The organism is Mannheimia pernigra (assembly GCF_013377995.1).
Lineage (GTDB): Bacteria > Pseudomonadota > Gammaproteobacteria > Enterobacterales > Pasteurellaceae > Mannheimia > Mannheimia pernigra.
In genome coordinates this window covers 2,002,129-2,021,449 of record NZ_CP055305.1, presented here as the reverse complement: position 1 = coordinate 2,021,449, position 19,321 = coordinate 2,002,129, and the positions used below count along the sequence as shown (strand labels likewise).

Here is a 19,321-nt window from a genome sequence, read left to right as displayed (position 1 = left end):
TCAAATGATTACCAAATAGGTACAATCTTCAACTTGCATTTTTGAGTGAAAGTGCGATTTTATTTTGGAGATATTTATGTCGTGGAAAGAATCAGGTAATCAACAAGATCCTTGGGGCAAGCCAGGTCAGAAGAGAACGGAGCAAAAGCCAGAACAACAAGAACCGCAAGATCAGGCAACTGAACAAGATCCTAGAAATAACCAAAGAAATGAACAGCAGCCTCCTGATTTAGAAGAAGTTTTCAGTAGTTTATTGAAAAAAATGGGTGGCGGTAAAGGGCCTAATAAAGGTGCAAATCATCAAAATACCCCAGGTTTAGGTAAATTTTTTCCCTATATTTTAGGGCTTGCCGCAGTGATTTGGGCAGGTTCTGGTTTTTATACTGTACAAGAAGCTGAGCGTGGTGTGGTAACCCGCTTAGGTAAGCTAGATAGCATTGTAATGCCAGGTTTGAACTGGAAACCAACGTTTATTGACTCAGTCCAGCGTGTAAATGTAGAGCGTGTAGTTGAATTGAATACTAATGGCTCAATGCTTACTCAAGATGAAAATATGGTGCAGGTTGAAATGACGGTGCAATATCGTGTGGAAGATCCTGCTAAATATCTGTTTAGTGTAAATAATCCTGACGATAGCTTAAAACAAGCAACTGATAGTGCCCTGCGTTATGTGATTGGTCATATGACAATGGATGAAATTTTAACTACAGGCCGTGCAACAGTGCGAGAAAGAACCTGGGCAACTTTGCGTGAAATCATTAAAACCTATGATATGGGCTTGTTGGTTACCGATGTAAACTTCCAATACGCTCGCCCTCCAGAGGAAGTGAAAGCTGCATTTGATGATGCAATTAAAGCGCAAGAAGATGAACAACGTTTAATTCGTGAGGCAGAAGCCTATGCAAGAGGCGAAGAGCCTATTGCTCGAGGGCAGGCACAGCGTGCAATTGAACAAGCCCAAGCTTATAAAGAAGCGGTTGTATTAAATGCGAAAGGGGAAGTGGAGCGTTTAATTAAATTATTGCCTGAATATAAAGCCTCGCCAGAAATAATACGTGAGCGTTTATATATCCAAACAATGGAAAAAGTGATGAAAAATACACCAAAAGTGGTGATGGATTCAGCAGGTAATAATTTGAATGTTCTTCCGTTTGATAAATTAATGAATTCTTCTGCGAGAACTGAGCAAGTGGTTTTACAGCCGCAAATAATTCAGCCACAAGTTGTTGAACCGCAAACGCAACCAAAAGTTGTTCAGCCGAAGGTAGAAATCAAACAAGATCAAATACGTAAAGGGAGATTTTAATAATGCGTAAATTATTATTGCCTGTACTTTCAGTGATCGCTTTTATTGTGTTGCAATCAGTTACGATTGTAAATGAAGGAGAGCGTGGCATTATGTTGCGTTTTAATAAAGTACAGCGTGATCACGAGCAAAAAGTGGTGATTTATCAGCCAGGATTACATTTTAAAATACCATTTATTGATAGTTTAAAAGTACTAAATGCTCGTATTCAAACCTTAGATGGTCAAGAAGATCGTTTTGTGACGATTGAGAAAAAAGACCTATTAGTTGATTCTTATGTGAAATGGCGAATCAGTGATTTTGGTCAGTTCTATACCTCAACAGGTGGCGATTATCAAAAAGCATCAGACTTATTACGCCGTAAAGTGAGCGATCGCCTGCGTTCAGAAATTGGTTCTCGTACGATTAAAGATATTGTGTCTGGCTCTCGTGGTGAGCTGATGGCAGGTGCGCATAAAGCTTTAAATACAGGCGAAGATGGTGCAGAGCGTTTAGGGATTGAAGTGGTTGATGTGCGTGTAAAACAAATTAACTTACCGAATGAAGTTTCTTCCTCAATTTACCAACGTATGCGTGCTGAGCGAGATGCGGTAGCGCGTGAGCATCGCTCACAAGGGAATGAAAAAGCAGAGATTATTCGTGCAGAAGTGGATAAAAAAGTGGTGTTAATTTTAGCTAGTGCGAATAAAACTGCCCAAGTCCTGCGAGGCGAAGGTGATGCAGAGGCTGCTAAGCTCTACATTAACGCATTTGGTAATGAATCCGACTTTTATCGTTTTGTGCGTAGCTTAAAAGCGTATGAAGAGAGCTTTGCAGAAGGGCAAAATAATATAATGTTGTTAAAGCCAAATAGCGAATTTTTACGCTTTATGCAAGCACCAACAAAATAGCTGTATCTATAAAACCCGATCTTGTATCGGGTTTTTGATTTTCCGATCTGTTAGCGTTACAAGCGGTTCAATTTTTATCAAATTTTGCAGACGCATAGTGAGTAAAAAATCATAAAATTTTGACCGCTTATCAGATTAGGCTGTAATAGATCGTCATTATTTATTCTAACTAAAGGGGCATTTATGGGTAAAAGTGTTGCTATTCTTGGCGCTCAGTGGGGCGATGAGGGTAAAGGAAAAATTGTAGATTTATTGACCGATCGTGTTAAATATGTCGTGCGTTATCAAGGTGGTCATAATGCAGGCCATACGCTTATTATTGATGGTGAAAAAACGGTTCTTCGCCTTATTCCATCAGGTATTTTACGTGATAATGTAACCTGCCTAATCGGCAACGGCGTGGTACTTTCACCTGAAGCGTTGATGAAAGAAATGGGTGAATTGGAAACGCGTGGTATTAATGTGCGTGAGCGTTTAAAAATTTCTGAGGCTTGCCCGCTGATTCTCCCTTATCACGTTGCGATGGATAATGCACGAGAGGCGGCACTTGGTAAAAATAAAATTGGCACAACAGGGCGTGGAATTGGACCAGCGTATGAAGATAAGGTAGCTCGACGTGGATTGCGTGTGAGTGATTTATTCGATAAAGCACATTTTGCGGAAAAATTAAGGGATATTTTAGACTACTATAACTTCCAGTTAGTTAATTACTACAAAGTGGAAGCAATCGATTACCAAAAAACGTTGGATGACGTTTTTGCAATTGCAGAGGTGATTACAGGAATGGTGGCTGATGTCACAACCTTGCTTCACGAAGCTCGTGAAAATGGCGATAACATATTATTTGAAGGTGCCCAAGGTACAATGCTAGATATTGACCACGGTACTTATCCATTTGTTACCAGCTCAAACACGACGGCTGGTGGTGTGGCAACTGGTTCTGGCTTTGGTCCTCGTCATTTAGACTATGTACTTGGCATCATCAAAGCCTACTGTACTCGTGTAGGGAGTGGTCCTTTTACCACGGAATTATTTGACGATGTTGGTGCAGAAATTGCATATAAAGGAAAAGAATTTGGTGCAGTGACAGGTCGCCCTCGTCGCTGTGGCTGGTTTGATGCGGTGGCTGTTCGCAGAGCGGTGCAAATCAACTCTATTTCTGGTTTTTGTATGACTAAATTGGATGTGTTAGACGGCTTCAAAGAGTTAAAAATTTGTGTTGCCTACAAAATGCCAAACGGTAAAATCGAGGAGTATGCACCACTTGCAGCAAGAGACTGGGAAGGCATAGAGCCAATTTATGAAACGATGCCAGGCTGGTCTGAGAATACGTTCCGTGTCACTAAGCGTGAAGACTTGCCACAAGCTGCATTAAATTATATTAAACGTATTGAAGAATTAGTGGGTGTGCCTGTCGATATTCTTTCAACAGGACCAGACCGTGTAGAAACAATGATTTTACGTGATCCATTTGCAGCATAATCAATGGAAAGAAGCTCGCATAAAGCGAGCTTTCTTTTATCTATTTAAGTTGGATTTTATTTTAAAATATGACTTCCTAACCATTTTACATTCCTATTTTTTCCTAAAACAATCGACTGAGGAGAATACTATGTGGAAGAAGGCGTGGCTTGCCGTATTTTTAGCAAGCCAATATACCTTTGCGACAGGTGCTGGGCAAGAGCTCTCAAGAAATTATACCGAAACAGAATTAAAGCAATTAAAAAATGACTGGTTGATGGGTTATAAAAAAGAGTTGCAGCAATTAGAAAACCAGCGTTTACAGCAGAGAGAAAATTTTCAGCAAATAAGTTATTTAGTCGATGCCGCGTTGAGCCAAAAACATTTATCATCGTCAACGGAGCAGATTATCCAGCATTTATTAGCCACTTTATCGGGGTATCCATTAGAAATGGAGGCAAAATGGAAGCTATTAAATGCAAAAATGGTGCTAGAGCAAGCAACAGAAAATGAGATTAAAGCGTTTGCTGAGAAATACCCTGATTCTTTATATCAAAGGCAGTTGCAGAATTTTTCTTTTGAGAAACTTTATCGTGAGCAGAAATTTGCTGAGTTGCTGGAATTCGCCAAAAAGATAAAGCCAACTCGCTTAGTGGATCAATGCCGTTTATTTTCTGCTCGTTATGAGATAGCTGCGAGTAATGCTCAAATCAATCCAGAAGCTACTAAGCAACAAGTGGAAAACGCTGAATTATTGGCATTAGTGCAAGAGTTCGATAATTTTTGGCTTGCGACGCCTAAATTAACCTCTGATTGTGCAAATTTAGAAAGCTACTGGCGAGATCGGGGCTTTAAAACTCATGAAAAAGTGCGTTTGAAAGCGGTCGAATTAGTTAGACAAAATGCAAATGCAGAGATGGCTAATTTATCGCTTAATGTAACGGATGAGGGGTTGAAAACGTGGTTAAATTCAGTAGAGAAAGTGGCTAATAATCCGCAAGAATTGCAAAATTTTATAGAAAATCAACCGCTTGACTCTTCGTTCAAGGCTGAGAATAAAGCAATTCTTTTGGCATTATTACCGAAATATATTCGTTCGCAACCAGAGAAGTTGGATAATTTGACATTTGAGCAATACCAATTATGGGCGGACAAATACCAATTTAGCGAGAATGAACTTGAAACATTAAAAATTGATTTTATCAGCCGACACTTTGATAATGAGGAACCTACTTTTCAGCTATGGCGTGATGAGCAAATTAAAACATTAGGCTCTGATAATTTGTTAGAACGGCGATTACGTCTGGCAATTTTGCAACAGACAGATTTAGTTGATTGGTTAGATAAGCTTTCAAGTCAGGGCAGGGAAAAAGCTGAATGGCGTTATTGGGCGGCCAAAGTTGAAAAGAATGAAGCTAAACGTAGAACAGCGTTTGAGCAATTAGCAAAAGAGCGAGGGTTCTATCCGATACTTGCGGCTCAACAATTAGGCGTGGCATACCAGTTGCCGATTATTGAAGTTGCTCGTTTAACACCTGAGCAACTTTCATTGTATGAAAACGCACTGGAACGTATTCGTGAGTTGCGTGAATTAGGGCAATTTGATCAAGCAAAAAGAGTTTGGATTTACTTAATCAACAATGTTAAGCCAGTTTCAGGTGAGCTCTCACCAACTAAACTTCAGCTTGCCATTATCAAATATGCGAAAGAAAACAGTTGGTATGATTTAGCAGTAGAAGGTACGATTCAAATTAAAGCATTCGACCATATTGATTTACGTTTGCCAAATGCCTATTCCAATTGGTTTGATTTGAATTTGATGGGTAAGAAAATTACTCAATCCTTTGCCCAAGCGATTGCTCGCCAAGAAAGTGCGTGGAATCCGCAGGCTCAATCGTATGCTAATGCGAGAGGGTTAATGCAAATGTTGCCAACGACTGCTCAGAAAACGGCAAAAGATAATGGATTACCGTTTAGTGGCGAGCAAGATTTATTTAGGCCTTTTAACAATATTATGCTTGGCACCACTCATTTAATGGAGCTAAATGAGAAATATCCTAACAATCGGGTTTTAATTTCATCAGCTTATAATGCAGGAACTGGGCGAGTGGCACAATGGCTTCGCCGTAGTAACGGAACTTTAGAAATGGATGAGTTTATTGCGAGCATTCCTTTTTATGAAACCCGAGGCTATGTACAAAATGTGTTGGCTTATGATTACTATTATCAGATGCTTTATAGTGATATGAAGGCAAAAAATGAGTTAAAAATGTTCTATCAAGAAGAATTAGATCGAAAATATTAAAAAGTACTTGCATTTTTATCTTAAAAGCCTATAATCAAACGCATCAGACGCGGGGTGGAGCAGCTTGGTAGCTCGTCGGGCTCATAACCCGAAGGTCGTTGGTTCAAATCCAGCCCCCGCAACCAGTTTTAAGCTCACAGCTTTGGTTAAAGTTGTGAGTTTTGTTTTATATGATGTTTTACAAATTTACAAAAAATTCGCTAAAAAAGACCGCTTGTTGTCTTCAACATCATAAAACAAACCGCTTAAAGCCCCACGGTTTCCCGTCTGGGGTTTTTTTACGGAAATTGGTACAGGAATTAACGTATCAAAGCTGGTTTATCTGGCTTTTTTTATATTTGGAGATTGACTTGGCAACATTAGAGCAAAAACTAGAAGACCTTGTGCTTGGTTCTATTGAAGCATTAGGCTTTGAATTAGTTGGCATTGAATGCCAACGTGCGGGGCGTTTTTTAACGGTTCGTTTATATATTGACAAAGAAGGTGGTGTCACTATTGATGATTGTAGTGATGTGAGCCGCCAAGTGAGTGCGATTTTTGACGTTGAAGATCCGATTACAGATAAATATAACTTAGAAGTGTCTTCACCAGGGCTAGACAGACCACTTTTTACTGTTGCACATTATGAGCGTTTTATTGGGCGTGATGTCGTTATTCATTTACGCATTCCAATGTTAGATCGTCGTAAATGGCAGGGGAAAATCAACGCGGTTGAGGGCGACTTCATCTCACTAACAATAGATAACGAAAATCGTCAATTTGCATTTGGCAATATTCAAAAAGCAAATTTAGTTCCTGTTTTTAATTTTTAAGATTAAGGCAAAATGAAAAAATGAGTAAAGAGATTTTATTAGCTGCGGAAGCGGTATCAAACGAAAAGCAATTACCAAAAGAAGCAATTTTTGAAGCATTGGAAACCGCTTTAACGATTGCTACTAAGAAAAGCCGCGATTTAGATATTGATGTACGTGTGGTTGTTGATCGCAAAACGGGTGATTTTCAAACTTTCCGCCGTTGGGCAGTTGTTGATGTTGTGAATAATATGACTCGTGAAATCAGCTTAGAAGCTGCACAATTTGAAGATCCAACGATGCAATTAGGTGATTTTATTGAAGATGAAGTCGAGTCTATCGAATTTGGTCGCGTGGCAATTCAGACTTTTGGTCAAGTGGTTAAAACAAAAATTCGTGAAGCTGAGAAAATTAAGATTATTGATGAGTTCCGTTCGGATTTAGGAAAAATTATCATTGCAACCGTTAAGAAAGTCACTCGTGATAATATTTTTCTAGAACTACTTGGCAAAACTGAAGATATTAAAGGTGAAGCAGTGATTGTGCGTGAAGATATGATTCCTCGTGAAAACTTCCGCCCTGGCGACCGTATTCGCGGTGTGTTATATGAGATAAAGCCTGAATCAAAAGGTCCACAGCTTTTTGTTACCCGTGCAAAACCAGTAATGCTTGAAGAGTTATTTAAACTTGAAGTGCCTGAAATTGGCGAAGGTGTTATTGAGATTAAAGGTTCTGCTCGTGATGCTGGCTCTCGTGCAAAAATTGCAGTGAAAACGCATGATAAACGTATTGATCCCGTCGGTGCTTGTGTGGGGATGCGTGGTGCTCGTGTTCAAGCAATCAGCAATGAATTAGGTGGTGAGCGTGTGGATATCGTACTTTGGGATGATAATCCTGCACAATTTGTGATTAATGCAATGGCACCAGCGGATGTTAGCTCTATCGTGATTAACGATGAGGCTCACTCAATGGATATTGCCGTTGAAGCAAAAAATTTAGCACAAGCGATTGGTCGTAACGGTCAAAACGTACGCTTAGCAACTCAATTAACGGGTTGGGCGTTAAATGTGATGACAAATGAAGAATTAACCCAGAAAAATGCTGAAGAAGATGGCAAAGTAATCAATTTACTAACCTCCGCGTTAGAAATTGATGAAGAGTTTGCTCAAGTATTAATTGAAGAAGGCTTTACTTCATTAGAAGCTATTGCGTATGTGCCAGTTGATGCTTTAACTGCTATTGATGGTTTAGAAGATGAAGACTTAGTGGAAGAATTGCAATCTCGTGCTAAAAATGCGATTACAAAGAAAGCGTTGGAAGAAGAGCAATTATTAAAATCAGCACAAGTTGAAGATAAATTATTAACGCTTGAAGGTATGGATCGCCATATTGTATTCAAGTTAGCTGAAAAACAAATCACTACGCTTGAAGAACTTGCAGAGCAAGGTGTTGATGATTTAGCGGATATTGAAGAGCTATCAGAAGAGAAAGCAGGCGAGTTAATTATGGCAGCACGTCAAATTTGTTGGTTCAACTAAGCTAAGCAAAGAGGATAAAAAGATGACTGAAGAGAAAAAAACACTTTCGCTTGGAGGTACTCGTAAAGCGAGTAAAGTGAATACAACTACTACCAGTGGTAAGGTAAAAGCGGTTGAAGTAAAAGAGAAAAAACCTAAAATTGATGCAAAAGCATTACAAGAAAAAGCGGCAGCAGCAAAAGCAAAACAAGAAAAAGAGTCGGCTGAAAAACTAGCAAGAGAGAAAGCAGCTAAAGAAGAAGCTGCAAAAAAATCGGCAGAATTGACCGCTAGTAAAGCGCCTTCTGTGCCAGTAATGCCAAATAGCAAAGCAAAAGAAGATAAACCGAAAGTACAGCAGCCGAAGCAAGAAAAAGCGGTTGATCCGGAAAAAGAAGCGAAGCGTAAAGAAGAAGCGGAATTACGCCGTAAGCAAGAAGAATTAGCTCAGCAAAAAGCAGAAATGGAAGCTAAACGTGCAGCAGAAAATGCACGTCGCTTAGCAGAAATTGAGCTTGAAGATGCTGGGGATAATAGCAATGAAGATTTTGATGATGATCGTTTTACTTCATCTTACGCACGTGAAGCTGATCGCGATAATGACCATCGTAGTGAACATAGTCGCGGTCGTAACAATAAAGCCGCTGTTGCGAAGGCGAAGAAAGGCGGACGTGAAGATGATAAGAATGAACGTAGTGCAGATCGCCGTAATCAAAAAGAAGTAAAAGGAAAAGGTAAGCAGGGCAAGAAAGGAGGCTCGTTGCAACAAGCTTTCACTAAACCTGCACAAGTTGTTAAAGCAGATGTTGTAATTGGTGAAACCATTACTGTAGCCGAACTTGCAAACAAAATGGCAGTTAAAGCGACAGAAATCATCAAGATGATGATGAAAATGGGCGAAATGGTTACTATCAACCAAGTTATCGATCAGGAAACTGCACAATTGGTTGCAGAGGAGTTAGGTCATAAAGTGATTCTTCGTAAAGAAAATGAATTAGAAGAAGCTATTTTAGAAGATCGTGATACCAACGCAGAAAAAGTCACTCGTGCGCCAGTTGTAACTATTATGGGGCATGTTGACCACGGTAAAACCTCATTACTTGACTATATTCGTAAAGCGAAAGTGGCAGCAGGAGAAGCGGGTGGTATTACGCAGCACATTGGTGCATACCACGTTGAAACTGATGAAGGTAAGATGATTACTTTCTTAGATACGCCAGGACACGCAGCCTTTACCTCAATGCGTGCTCGTGGTGCGAAGGCAACTGACATTGTTGTTTTAGTAGTGGCAGCAGATGATGGTGTAATGCCTCAAACTATTGAAGCTATTCAACACGCAAAAGCAGCAGGTGCGCCATTAGTTGTTGCAGTAAACAAGATTGATAAACCAGAAGCAAATCCTGATCGTGTTGAGCAAGAATTATTACAACACGAAGTTATTTCGGAAAAATTTGGTGGAGATGTGCAATTTGTGCCCGTTTCAGCGAAACAAGGTATGGGGATTGATGCACTACTAGAAGCGATTGTGCTTCAATCGGAAGTGCTAGAATTAACGGCTGTAAAAGATGGTATGGCAAGTGGTGTAGTAATTGAATCTTACCTTGATAAAGGCCGTGGCCCAGTTGCAACTATTCTTGTTCAATCAGGTACGTTAAATAAGGGCGATATCGTTCTTTGTGGCTTTGAATATGGACGTGTTCGAGCAATGCGTGATGAAAATGGTAAGGATATTGATTCTGCAGGTCCATCAATTCCAGTTGAAGTATTAGGTCTTTCAGGCGTACCAGCAGCGGGTGATGAAGCAACGGTTGTGCGTGATGAGAAAAAAGCCCGAGAAGTAGCTTTATATCGTCAAGGTAAATTCCGTGAAGTAAAACTTGCTCGCCAACAAAAAGCGAAGCTGGAAAATATGTTCAGCAATATGGCAGCCGGTGATGTGGCAGAATTGAACATCATTGTGAAAGCAGATGTACAAGGTTCTGTTGAAGCTATTAGCCAATCATTAACAGAGCTTTCAACCGATGAAGTGAAAGTGAAAATTATTGGTTCTGGTGTGGGGGGCATTACTGAAACTGATGCAACCTTAGCTGCTGCCTCAAATGCGATTATGGTTGGCTTTAATGTTCGAGCGGATGCTTCTGCTCGTCGTGTGATTGAAGCAGAAAGTATTGACTTGCGTTATTACTCTATCATTTACGAACTGTTAAATGATGTGAAAGCCGCAATGACAGGTATGTTACAGCCTGAGTTTAAACAAGAAATTATTGGCTTGGCAGAAGTGCGTGATGTTTTCCGTCATCCGAAGTTTGGTGCAATTGCAGGTTGTATGGTAACGGAAGGCATCGTGAAACGTAACAACCCAATTCGTGTATTACGTGATAACGTGGTGATTTTTGAAGGCGAATTAGAATCTCTTCGTCGTTTCAAAGATGACGTAGGCGAGGTGCGTAACGGTATGGAATGTGGTATCGGTGTGAAAAACTACAACGATGTAAAAGTTGGTGACCAAATCGAAGTCTTTGAAATCGTTGAAATTAAACGTTCTATCTAATCATCAACAAGCGGTCTGATTTTACAAAAAATTTGTAAAAATTGACCGCTTGCGAGCTAACGGCACGGGTGTTTCTCACACCGTGCCTTTCCCTTTATAGGAAATAGAAAATGTCCAGAGAATTTAAACGCAGCGACCGCGTGGCTCAAGAGTTGCAAAAAGAGGTGGCGGTAATTTTACAGCGAGAAGTAAAAGATCCCCGTATTGGAATGGTAACGGTTTCAGATGTAGAAGTTTCAAGAGATTTAGCTTATGCCAAAATCTTTGTAACTTTCTTATTTGATAACGATCCGGATGCGATCTCACAAGGTATGAAGGGCTTGGAGAAAGCAAGTCCGTATATCCGTACTTTAGTCGGTAAGGCAATGCGTTTGCGAATTGTGCCTGAATTACGCTTTATTTATGATGAATCATTGGTAGAAGGTATGCGTATGTCTAACCTTGTCTCTACGGTGATTAAAAATGACGAAGAAAAGCATAAAGAGGACTAATTGTGTCTAGACCTCGTAAGCGTGGCCGTGATATTCACGGCGTTTTCTTATTAGATAAGCCGCAGGGAATGTCCTCAAATGATATTCTGCAAAAGGTAAAACGCATTTTTCAAGCGAATAAAGCTGGGCATACGGGTGCGTTAGATCCTCTAGCCACAGGTATGTTGCCAATTTGTTTGGGTGAAGCAACCAAATTTTCCCAATTTTTATTGGATTCCGATAAACGCTATTTGGTCACAGCTAAATTAGGTGAAAGAACGGATACCTCGGATGCTGAAGGGCAGATAGTTGAAACAAGAGAGGTGAAGGTGGCAGAAGCGGATATTTTAGCGAATTTAGATCAATTTCGTGGCGATATTTTGCAAGTACCGACGATGTTTTCTGCCTTAAAACATAACGGAAAACCTTTGTATGAATATGCAAGAGCAGGAATAACCGTTGAACGTGAAGCACGTCCTATTACTATTTTTGAGCTGAATTTTATTGAGTACAATGCACCATTTTTAACCCTTGAAGTGCATTGTTCAAAAGGCACTTATATTCGTACTCTGATTGATGATTTAGGTGAAGTGCTTGGTTGTGGTGCTCACGTGACGATGCTACGCCGTACTGCAGTAGCGAATTATCCTATTGATAAAATGATGAGCTATGTGGATTTGCAAAAGTTAGTCGAAAATCAACCGCTTGTAGAACTAGATAAGCATTTATTGGAAATGGATACGGCAGTTTCTTCACTAGCAAAAATCAATTTAACTGAACAGCAAACTAAAGCAGTTGGTTTTGGCCAAAGAGTGAGGTTTGATAACCCCGATAAAATTTATGGTTTGGTGCGTTTATATTCCGATGATAAGCAATTTCTGGGTATAGCTGAAATGACTCACGATAATGTAATCCGCCCTAGCCGAATGATTAACTTAACAGAATAAAAATGAAATCAATATTTTCTTTACCACTCGTGATTATTTCCTTAGCCCTTGCAGCTTGTTCAAGTGATAATTCAGAACATTACTCACGTTTAGACTTAGCGGCGAAATATGGCAAATCACGTACAATAGACCATTTTAATGAGTATGTGCATTTTTTGAAGCAGAAAGCCGCGGGTGCAGGCGTTTCAACAAAAACATTAAATGAACAGAAATTTATTCATTACAATGCAAGAGCAGTGCAATTAGATCAACAGCAAGCTGCTCGTAAGCGTAATCCAAATTTACCGCCTCCTCCGCCAAATCCAAATGGAGTAACGAATTATTTGAATAAAGTGCTTAATCAAGCCAAGGTGAACCAGGCGGTAGAACGTTGGTATAGTTATAGTGTAGATTTAAATCGTGCCAGCCAAAAATATGGGGTGCAAAAAGAGTATATTTTAGCATTATGGGGAATGGAAAGTAGTTTTGGTCGTCACCAAGGTCGTTTTGATGTACTTTCCGTATTGGCAACCCTTGCTTTTGATGGTCGTCGTGAAAAGCTCTTTACACAAGAATTTGTGAATGCAATGAAAATGCTCGACAACGGTACGATTAATCGTGATGAGCTATTAGGTTCTTGGGCAGGAGCAATGGGGCAGACTCAATTTATGCCAACCTCTTATTTAACCTATGCAGCCGATGGAGATAATGATGGCAAAAAAGATATTTGGAATAATAAGGCTGATGCTTTTGCTTCAATTGCTAATTATCTTTCAACGGTAGGTTGGGATAATCAACTACCTTGGGGTGTTGAAGTTAATTTATCCGCCCCAATTGATTTAAGTTTTTCAGGCATTGAACATAATAAAGCAAAAATGTTAGAAAATTGGCAAACATTAGGCGTTTATTTAGCTTATCCTAATCAACAAGAAGTGGCGAAAATGGCACGCTTAAATGGTAAAAAGTTATGGCTTATTCGTCCTGATAAAGAAGCAGGAAGAGCCTTTTTAGTTTCTAATAACTTTCGTACCTTAATGGATTGGAATAGATCAAACAACTTCGGTATAAGCATTGGTAAATTTGCAGACAGAATTCTAGCTTCAGTTGGGCAATAGAGGCGAAAAGCATAGTAAGAGGAATTCAAACTATGCTGCCCTCAAAATCTAAATGCGTGCTTTATTCAGAATGGTTTTAGAATTTTTAAACGGAGCTAATGCTATTATGGCTATGTATCATTGCGAATAGAAACCATCACCTGATCTATTTTAAAATTATCGGTATCAATAATTTCAAATTTATATTTATCCCATAATACAAAATCGGTTTTCTTAGGAATCTTACGCAATAGATACATCATAAAACCAGCGATAGTTTCATAATTCTCTGCATTAGGAAAATTTGTAATATCTAATGCTCGCATTACATCTTCTAATGGTGTTGCACCATCAATAAGCCAAGAGTGTTCATTACGTTGAACAATTTGTTCTTCTTCGTTAGACACTAATTCACCCATTACAATGCTCATTACATCATTGAGAGTAACAATACCTACTACTAATCCATATTCATTAACGATAACGGCAAAATCTTCTCCAGTTGATTTAAAGAGTTCCAATACTTCATATAAAGAGAGAGTGTCTGGAATAAATAGCGATTTACGTAATACGTTAGCTTCGGTTAGTTTTACCTGCTTTTCTTGCAGATAGAGTGTTAAAATATTATGGCTTTCTACGTAACCTAAAATTTTGTCGATAGACTTATCGCAAATCAATAGCTTAGAGTGCGGATTTTCTTTAATAGTAGCTAGCACTTGATCTTGATTAAAACTCTGATCCAAGAAAATTATATTTTCGCGTGTTGTCATTGTGGAGGTAACGGTACGTTGCTGCATTTCAAAAATATTTTCAATTAAATATTGCTCTTGCTCTTTTAAAATACCTGCCTGAGTACCTGCATCTACTACTGCAAAAATATCCTCAGATGTCATATTATCTTCTCGAATAGTGGGTAATTTGAAAAGTTTAAAAATTGTGTTTGCAATAATGTCAAATAACCAAACTAATGGCTTAAATACAGTGATGAAAAATGTCATTATTCCTATAGTCTGTAAAGCAATTTTTTCTGGGTTAGCCATTGCCAGCCGTTTAGGAATGAGATCAGCAAATAAAATAAAGGTAAAGGTAACAAAAATAAAGGCTAACCAAGAACTGATGCTTTCTATCCAATCAGCTTGGCTATATTGAGAAAGTAGTGAATAGACAAAAGGACTAACAATACTCTCACCAATCACGCCACCTAAAATCGCAACCATATTGAGTCCAATTTGAACAACAGTAATGAAATGCCCAGGCTGTTCCTGTAATTTTAAGACTTGGCTGGCTTTTGCATTACCTTCATTTGCCAGTTGCTGTAATTTGATTTTACGAGCACCAGCTAGTGAAATTTCAGCAGAGGAGATGATCGCACTGATGATAACAAGTGCAACCAAAATTAAGATAGCTTCAAATAAATTCATAATATATGGGGCTTAATTGTTAGAATAAAATTAGGGGATGTGTATATTAAAGTGAATAAATATAAAAAAATCTGCACCTTAATCAGTTGGCTTGATTTAACTTTCAGCGTGCAGAACAATGTTGAGTTTATTTAAAAATGCACCGATGATTAAAAAAGTTATCTATAAATCAATTAATTGCACTTTAAATTTATCACCAATCAAATTAAATTGTCAACATAAAAGGCAATTGGCATAATTTTGACACCTTATTTTACAAACGCACGGTAGAGGAAAAAGCGATAACGATGGCTTTAACCTTAACTGGTGCAGGGGGGCATTACCTCTGGTGGGAATCTGGCAAAAGGCTACGGTAATGGCGAAAGTCAGGTTGGGCTAGCGCCAAGTTGGCTATAAAAATAGCACCCCGAAGAGTTTCGGGAGGATTAGCTGCAAGCGGTCGTTTTTACGTAGAATTTTGCATATAATGAGCGATATTTTTACTACTCAACGTATTCTAAATGACCAAATATAAACGTCCTACTTTGCAAGATATCGCTTCCTATCTCGGCATTACTAAAATGACCGTCAGCCGTTTTTTGCGTGATCCAAACATGGTAGCGAAAGAGACTGGTGAACGCATTGCACAAGCGATAGAACAGTTTGGTTATATTCCAAATCGTGCTCCTGATATTCTCTCTAACGCCAAAAGTAGAGCGATTGGCGTGCTTGTTCCTTCACTCACTAACCAAGTCTTTGCGGATGTGATCAAAGGCATTGAACAGATTACCGACCAAGCAGGTTATCAGACGATGCTCGCCCACTACGGTTATAGCGAAGAAAAGGAAGAGAAGAGGATTGAGTCGCTACTTTCTTATAACGTTGATGGAATTATTCTCTCTGAAAATCATCACTCCGCTCGCACACTGAAAATGCTGGAAGTGGCTCAAATTCCTGTGATTGAGATAATGGAGTGTGAAGGCGGCATTCAACAAGCGGTCGGATTTGACAACATTTCTGCAGCACAAGCGATGGTGGAAACGATGATCCAACGTGGTAGCCGCCATATTGCCTACTTTGGGGCGAGAATGGATAAACGCTCGCAACTTAAAATGCAGGGCTATGAACAGGCAATGCAAAAACACAGTTTGATACCGCTCAACATTACGACTGAACAACATTCTTCCTTTACGCTCGGAGCAGAGCAACTCCGCCAAGCTCTTGCTCAACAGCCACAACTAGATGGTGTATTCTGTACCAATGACGACTTAGCCATCGGAGCATTATTTGAGTGCCAACGTTTAGGCATTATCGTGCCAGAGCAGATCAAAATTGCTGGCTTTCACGGACACGATGTCGGACAATCTCTCACCCCACAGCTTGCCAGTGTGATTACCCCTCGCTTACAAATGGGCAGAGTAGCAGCACAAGAACTGCTCGACCGCATTCACGGCATACCGCAACAAAGCCCGATTATCAATTTAGGGTATCAGATACATTTGGGCGAGAGTGTGTAGCAAGCGGTTAGATTTGAAAACTTTTTTGTAATTTAGACCGCTTGTATCTTAAATCAAGGGTTTAACCGTCTCTACACATCTCTCCACTACTTCCTCAAAACTGCCATCAATATCAATGAAGAATACGCCAGGCTCATCAGCTTGTGGGATTTCTAGAGTATTGAACTGGCTTTGCAACATTTCAGGCTTCATAAAATGGCCTTTGCGTTGTTTCATTCGTTCCAGCACCACCTCAAATGAGCCGTTTAGGAATAGGAATTTTACATCAGCATTGCCTGCTCGGATTTGATCACGGTATTTTTTCTTTAATGCCGAGCAGACAATAATTCCTTTTTCGCTTTTCTGTTCTAGGCTGAAAGCGGCATCGTTAATTCGCTCTAACCACGGGCGGCGGTCATCATCATTTAGAGGTGTACCGTTTGCCATTTTGAGAATATTCGCACGAGGGTGAAGATCGTCCCCATCAATCAATTTCAAGCCTAATTTCTGTGCAATAGCCGTACCAACAGAGGTTTTACCTGTGCTGGATACTCCCATTAAGATAAATGCTTTTCCTTGAGACATTTGTCTGCTCCTGTGTTATCGGTAACTTTTATTTGAGCTTAATTTAGCAGTTTAAAACGAAAAATCATCTGATATTTATGTAAAATTTGAAGTAGATCACAAATTTAAAATAAAAAATAACGAATTATTTACAAGTTTAGTTTTTATCGCTATGTTACCGATAACAATTTATTGTGGAGAAAATAGTATGTTACTTTTCATTATGTTTGCCGCAATTTTATTATTGCTGGTATTAATTATTAAATTTAAGCTTCACGCCTTTGTTGCTTTAATTATTGTGAGTTTACTCACAGCATTGGCTGTGGGTATTCCTGTTGATAAAATCTTGCCGACTTTATTAAATGGCTTTGGCGGTACGCTTGCTTCTGTTGCATTGTTGGTGGGATTGGGAGCAATGATTGGTCGTTTGCTCGAAATCACGGGTGGTGCAAAAGTATTAGCAGACACGCTTATCAATAAATTCGGTAAAGAGAAAACACCATTTGCGCTGGGTGTGGCATCATTGCTATTTGGTTTCCCGATTTTCTTTGATGCGGGTTTAGTCGTGATGTTGCCAATTATTTTCAGCGTAGCGAAACAGTTTGGCGGCTCAGTACTGCGTTATGCTTTCCCGTCTGCAGGGGCATTTGCGGTGATGCACGCTTTCCTTCCTCCGCACCCAGGGCCAGTTGCTTCTGGCGATTTACTTGGCGTAAATATGGGCTTATTAGTATTAGTGGGTTTAGTTTGTGCAATCCCAATTTGGTACATCGGAACTTATATGTTCAGTCAATTTATCAGTAAGCGCATTCACGTTGATTTACCAAAAGCATTTTTGAACGGCTTATCCGCAAATGAAATGGCGGTGCAAAATCCGCCGAGTTTCGGTAAAGTACTGACGGTACTATTACTTCCAATCATCTTAATTTTGTTTGATACAGGCTTAAATACGCTCGCTGTTACGAAAGTAGTGGATAGCGACGAACTTTGGGTACAAAGCTTGCGTTTAATTGGTAAAACACCAATAGCGTTATTGATTACTCTGATTGTGGCGATTATGCTTCTGCGTGATAACCGTAGTCTCGATCAAATTGAGAAAATTTGTAATAACGCACTAGGTCCAATTTGTTCTATCGTCCTGGTAACAGGGGCTGGAGGTATGTTTGGTGGCGTGTTACGTGCAAGCGGCATTGGCGATGTATTATCTGCAATGATGGCAGATACGGGCATGCCGATTGTTGTTGCAGCTTTTATTATTGCAACGGTTTTCCGTGTCGCACAAGGTTCTGCGACAGTTGCTTTAACCACAACCGCAGCGTTAATTGCCCCAATGGTGGCGGCTGCGCCAGATTTAAGCCAGTTTGATCTTTGCTTTATCGTGATTTCAATCGCTTCAGGTGCAACCGTTATTTCTCACGTAAACGATTCAGGCTTCTGGCTTATGAGCCGTTTCCTTGAAATGGACGAAAAAACTACGTTAAAAACTTGGACAATGCTTGAGACTTCAATTGGTTTAACTGGTTTTGCCTGTGCATTGATTGGTAGCTGGTTACTCTAATTTAACTCTTAAAAGCGGTCGATTTTCTTATCTATTAACTACGTTAAAAACTTGGACAATGCTTGAGACTTCAATTGGTTTAACTGGTTTTGCCTGTGCATTGATTGGTAGCTGGTTACTCTAATTTAACTCTTAAAAGCGGTCGATTTTCTTATCTATTATACAAAATTCTGAAGAAAATCGACCGCTTGTTTTTTATATGACTATTGAAATTTACTCTTTGATTTGAGTAGATTATAGAACTGAGTTCTATTCTTAATCACTTAATAGAATAGAGAGTATCTTGTCAAAATAAATGTAAAAAAAGTAGAGCCTTGTTTTACAAGGCTCTACCTAGATACTCTATGATTTATTTTGACAGTTTAGATATATACGTATCTCAGAACGGAATATCATCATCAAAATTGTTCATTGCAGGTTCAGCTTGTGGAGCAGGTTTAGATTGTGGTTGTGCTGAGTTTGAAGTTTGGCTATAGCTATAATTGCTATTACCTTGATTATAACTATTTCCTGCAGGTGCTGAATTACCCCAACCGCTTTGTGGTTGGTTGTTCATATCATTACCTTGGCGGCTACCGAGCATTTGTAACACATCACCTTGAATTTCAGTGGTGTAACGATCTTGTCCGTTTTGGTCTTGCCATTTACGGGTTTTTAAACGACCTTCCACATAAACTTGTGAACCTTTACGTAGATATTGCCCACATACTTCTGCTTGGCGACGATAAAATACAATACGATGCCATTCAGTAACCTCTCGACGTTCGCCTGTATTTTTATCCGTCCAGCTTTCAGATGTAGCTACACTAATATTTGCTACCGCTTCGCCATTTGGCATTGTACGCATTTCTGGGTCGTTACCTAAATTACCTACGATAATTACTTTATTGATACCAGCCATAAAACCTCTTTCTTTTACTGTGTCTTTATACAAAATTGTGGAATATTCTAACTGAAAATTAACGTATTGAACACAGAAAAACTGATATTTT

The 19,321-nt window shown here is 39.4% G+C and carries 15 protein-coding genes and 1 tRNA gene; 13 read left to right on the top strand and 3 right to left on the bottom strand.

What is annotated here, in order from left to right; translation table 11 throughout:
- The first annotated feature begins 76 nt into the window (after nucleotides 1-76).
- From hflK to HV560_RS09600, 11 genes are all read left to right on the top strand, one after another.
- Entirely contained in the window at nucleotides 77-1,306 is a 1,230-nt protein-coding gene (gene hflK / locus HV560_RS09650) for an FtsH protease activity modulator HflK (protein ID WP_176812748.1), read from the top strand.
- Between the two features lie 2 nt (nucleotides 1,307-1,308).
- Nucleotides 1,309-2,196 carry a protease modulator HflC gene (gene hflC / locus HV560_RS09645; RefSeq protein WP_176812747.1) on the top strand — a complete coding sequence of 296 codons (888 nt, stop codon included), beginning with the start codon at nucleotides 1,309-1,311 and terminating at the stop codon, nucleotides 2,194-2,196.
- Between the two features lie 183 nt (nucleotides 2,197-2,379).
- The gene (gene purA, locus HV560_RS09640) at nucleotides 2,380-3,678 is read left to right on the top strand and encodes an adenylosuccinate synthase (RefSeq protein ID WP_176812746.1); all 1,299 of its coding nucleotides are present in this window, start codon (nucleotides 2,380-2,382) and stop codon (nucleotides 3,676-3,678) included.
- A 130-nt stretch (nucleotides 3,679-3,808) separates the two neighbouring features.
- Nucleotides 3,809-5,962 (top strand): transglycosylase SLT domain-containing protein, encoded by a 2,154-nt coding sequence (locus tag HV560_RS09635; protein WP_176812745.1) that lies wholly within the window; start codon nucleotides 3,809-3,811, stop codon nucleotides 5,960-5,962.
- A gap of 48 nt (nucleotides 5,963-6,010) precedes the next feature.
- Nucleotides 6,011-6,087: transfer RNA gene (locus tag HV560_RS09630), tRNA-Met, on the top strand.
- A 225-nt stretch (nucleotides 6,088-6,312) separates the two neighbouring features.
- Nucleotides 6,313-6,774 (top strand): ribosome maturation factor RimP, encoded by a 462-nt coding sequence (gene rimP, locus HV560_RS09625; RefSeq protein ID WP_176808855.1) that lies wholly within the window; start codon nucleotides 6,313-6,315, stop codon nucleotides 6,772-6,774.
- A gap of 20 nt (nucleotides 6,775-6,794) precedes the next feature.
- The gene (nusA, locus tag HV560_RS09620) at nucleotides 6,795-8,291 is read left to right on the top strand and encodes a transcription termination factor NusA (RefSeq protein WP_159629147.1); all 1,497 of its coding nucleotides are present in this window, start codon (nucleotides 6,795-6,797) and stop codon (nucleotides 8,289-8,291) included.
- Nucleotides 8,292-8,313: 22 nt separating this feature from the next.
- Nucleotides 8,314-10,821, top strand: a complete 2,508-nt coding sequence (gene infB, locus HV560_RS09615; protein WP_176812744.1) for a translation initiation factor IF-2 — start codon at nucleotides 8,314-8,316, stop codon at nucleotides 10,819-10,821.
- 110 nt (nucleotides 10,822-10,931) lie between these two features.
- On the top strand, nucleotides 10,932-11,312 hold the full coding sequence (gene rbfA / locus HV560_RS09610) for a 30S ribosome-binding factor RbfA (protein WP_159629153.1): 381 nt from the start codon (nucleotides 10,932-10,934) through the stop codon (nucleotides 11,310-11,312).
- Between the two features lie 2 nt (nucleotides 11,313-11,314).
- Nucleotides 11,315-12,238 (top strand): tRNA pseudouridine(55) synthase TruB, encoded by a 924-nt coding sequence (gene truB / locus HV560_RS09605; protein ID WP_176808852.1) that lies wholly within the window; start codon nucleotides 11,315-11,317, stop codon nucleotides 12,236-12,238.
- A gap of 2 nt (nucleotides 12,239-12,240) precedes the next feature.
- Nucleotides 12,241-13,332, top strand: a complete 1,092-nt coding sequence (locus HV560_RS09600; RefSeq protein ID WP_176812743.1) for a lytic murein transglycosylase — start codon at nucleotides 12,241-12,243, stop codon at nucleotides 13,330-13,332.
- Nucleotides 13,333-13,442: 110 nt separating this feature from the next.
- Here HV560_RS09600 and paeA read toward each other — a convergent pair whose 3' ends face one another.
- The gene (paeA, locus tag HV560_RS09595; RefSeq protein ID WP_176812742.1) at nucleotides 13,443-14,732 is read right to left on the bottom strand and encodes a polyamine export protein PaeA; all 1,290 of its coding nucleotides are present in this window, start codon (nucleotides 14,730-14,732) and stop codon (nucleotides 13,443-13,445) included.
- A gap of 500 nt (nucleotides 14,733-15,232) precedes the next feature.
- Here paeA and gntR point away from each other — a divergent pair, with 500 nt between their 5' ends.
- On the top strand, nucleotides 15,233-16,228 hold the full coding sequence (gene gntR, locus HV560_RS09590; protein WP_176810250.1) for a gluconate operon transcriptional repressor GntR: 996 nt from the start codon (nucleotides 15,233-15,235) through the stop codon (nucleotides 16,226-16,228).
- Between the two features lie 48 nt (nucleotides 16,229-16,276).
- Here gntR and HV560_RS09585 read toward each other — a convergent pair whose 3' ends face one another.
- Nucleotides 16,277-16,792 (bottom strand): gluconokinase, encoded by a 516-nt coding sequence (locus HV560_RS09585; protein WP_176812741.1) that lies wholly within the window; start codon nucleotides 16,790-16,792, stop codon nucleotides 16,277-16,279.
- A gap of 187 nt (nucleotides 16,793-16,979) precedes the next feature.
- Here HV560_RS09585 and HV560_RS09580 point away from each other — a divergent pair, with 187 nt between their 5' ends.
- Nucleotides 16,980-18,329 (top strand): GntP family permease, encoded by a 1,350-nt coding sequence (locus HV560_RS09580; protein WP_176812740.1) that lies wholly within the window; start codon nucleotides 16,980-16,982, stop codon nucleotides 18,327-18,329.
- A 379-nt stretch (nucleotides 18,330-18,708) separates the two neighbouring features.
- Here the strand turns inward: HV560_RS09580 and HV560_RS09575 are convergent, their stop codons facing one another.
- Nucleotides 18,709-19,230 (bottom strand): single-stranded DNA-binding protein, encoded by a 522-nt coding sequence (locus HV560_RS09575; protein ID WP_176812739.1) that lies wholly within the window; start codon nucleotides 19,228-19,230, stop codon nucleotides 18,709-18,711.
- Nucleotides 19,231-19,321: the final 91 nt, after the last annotated feature.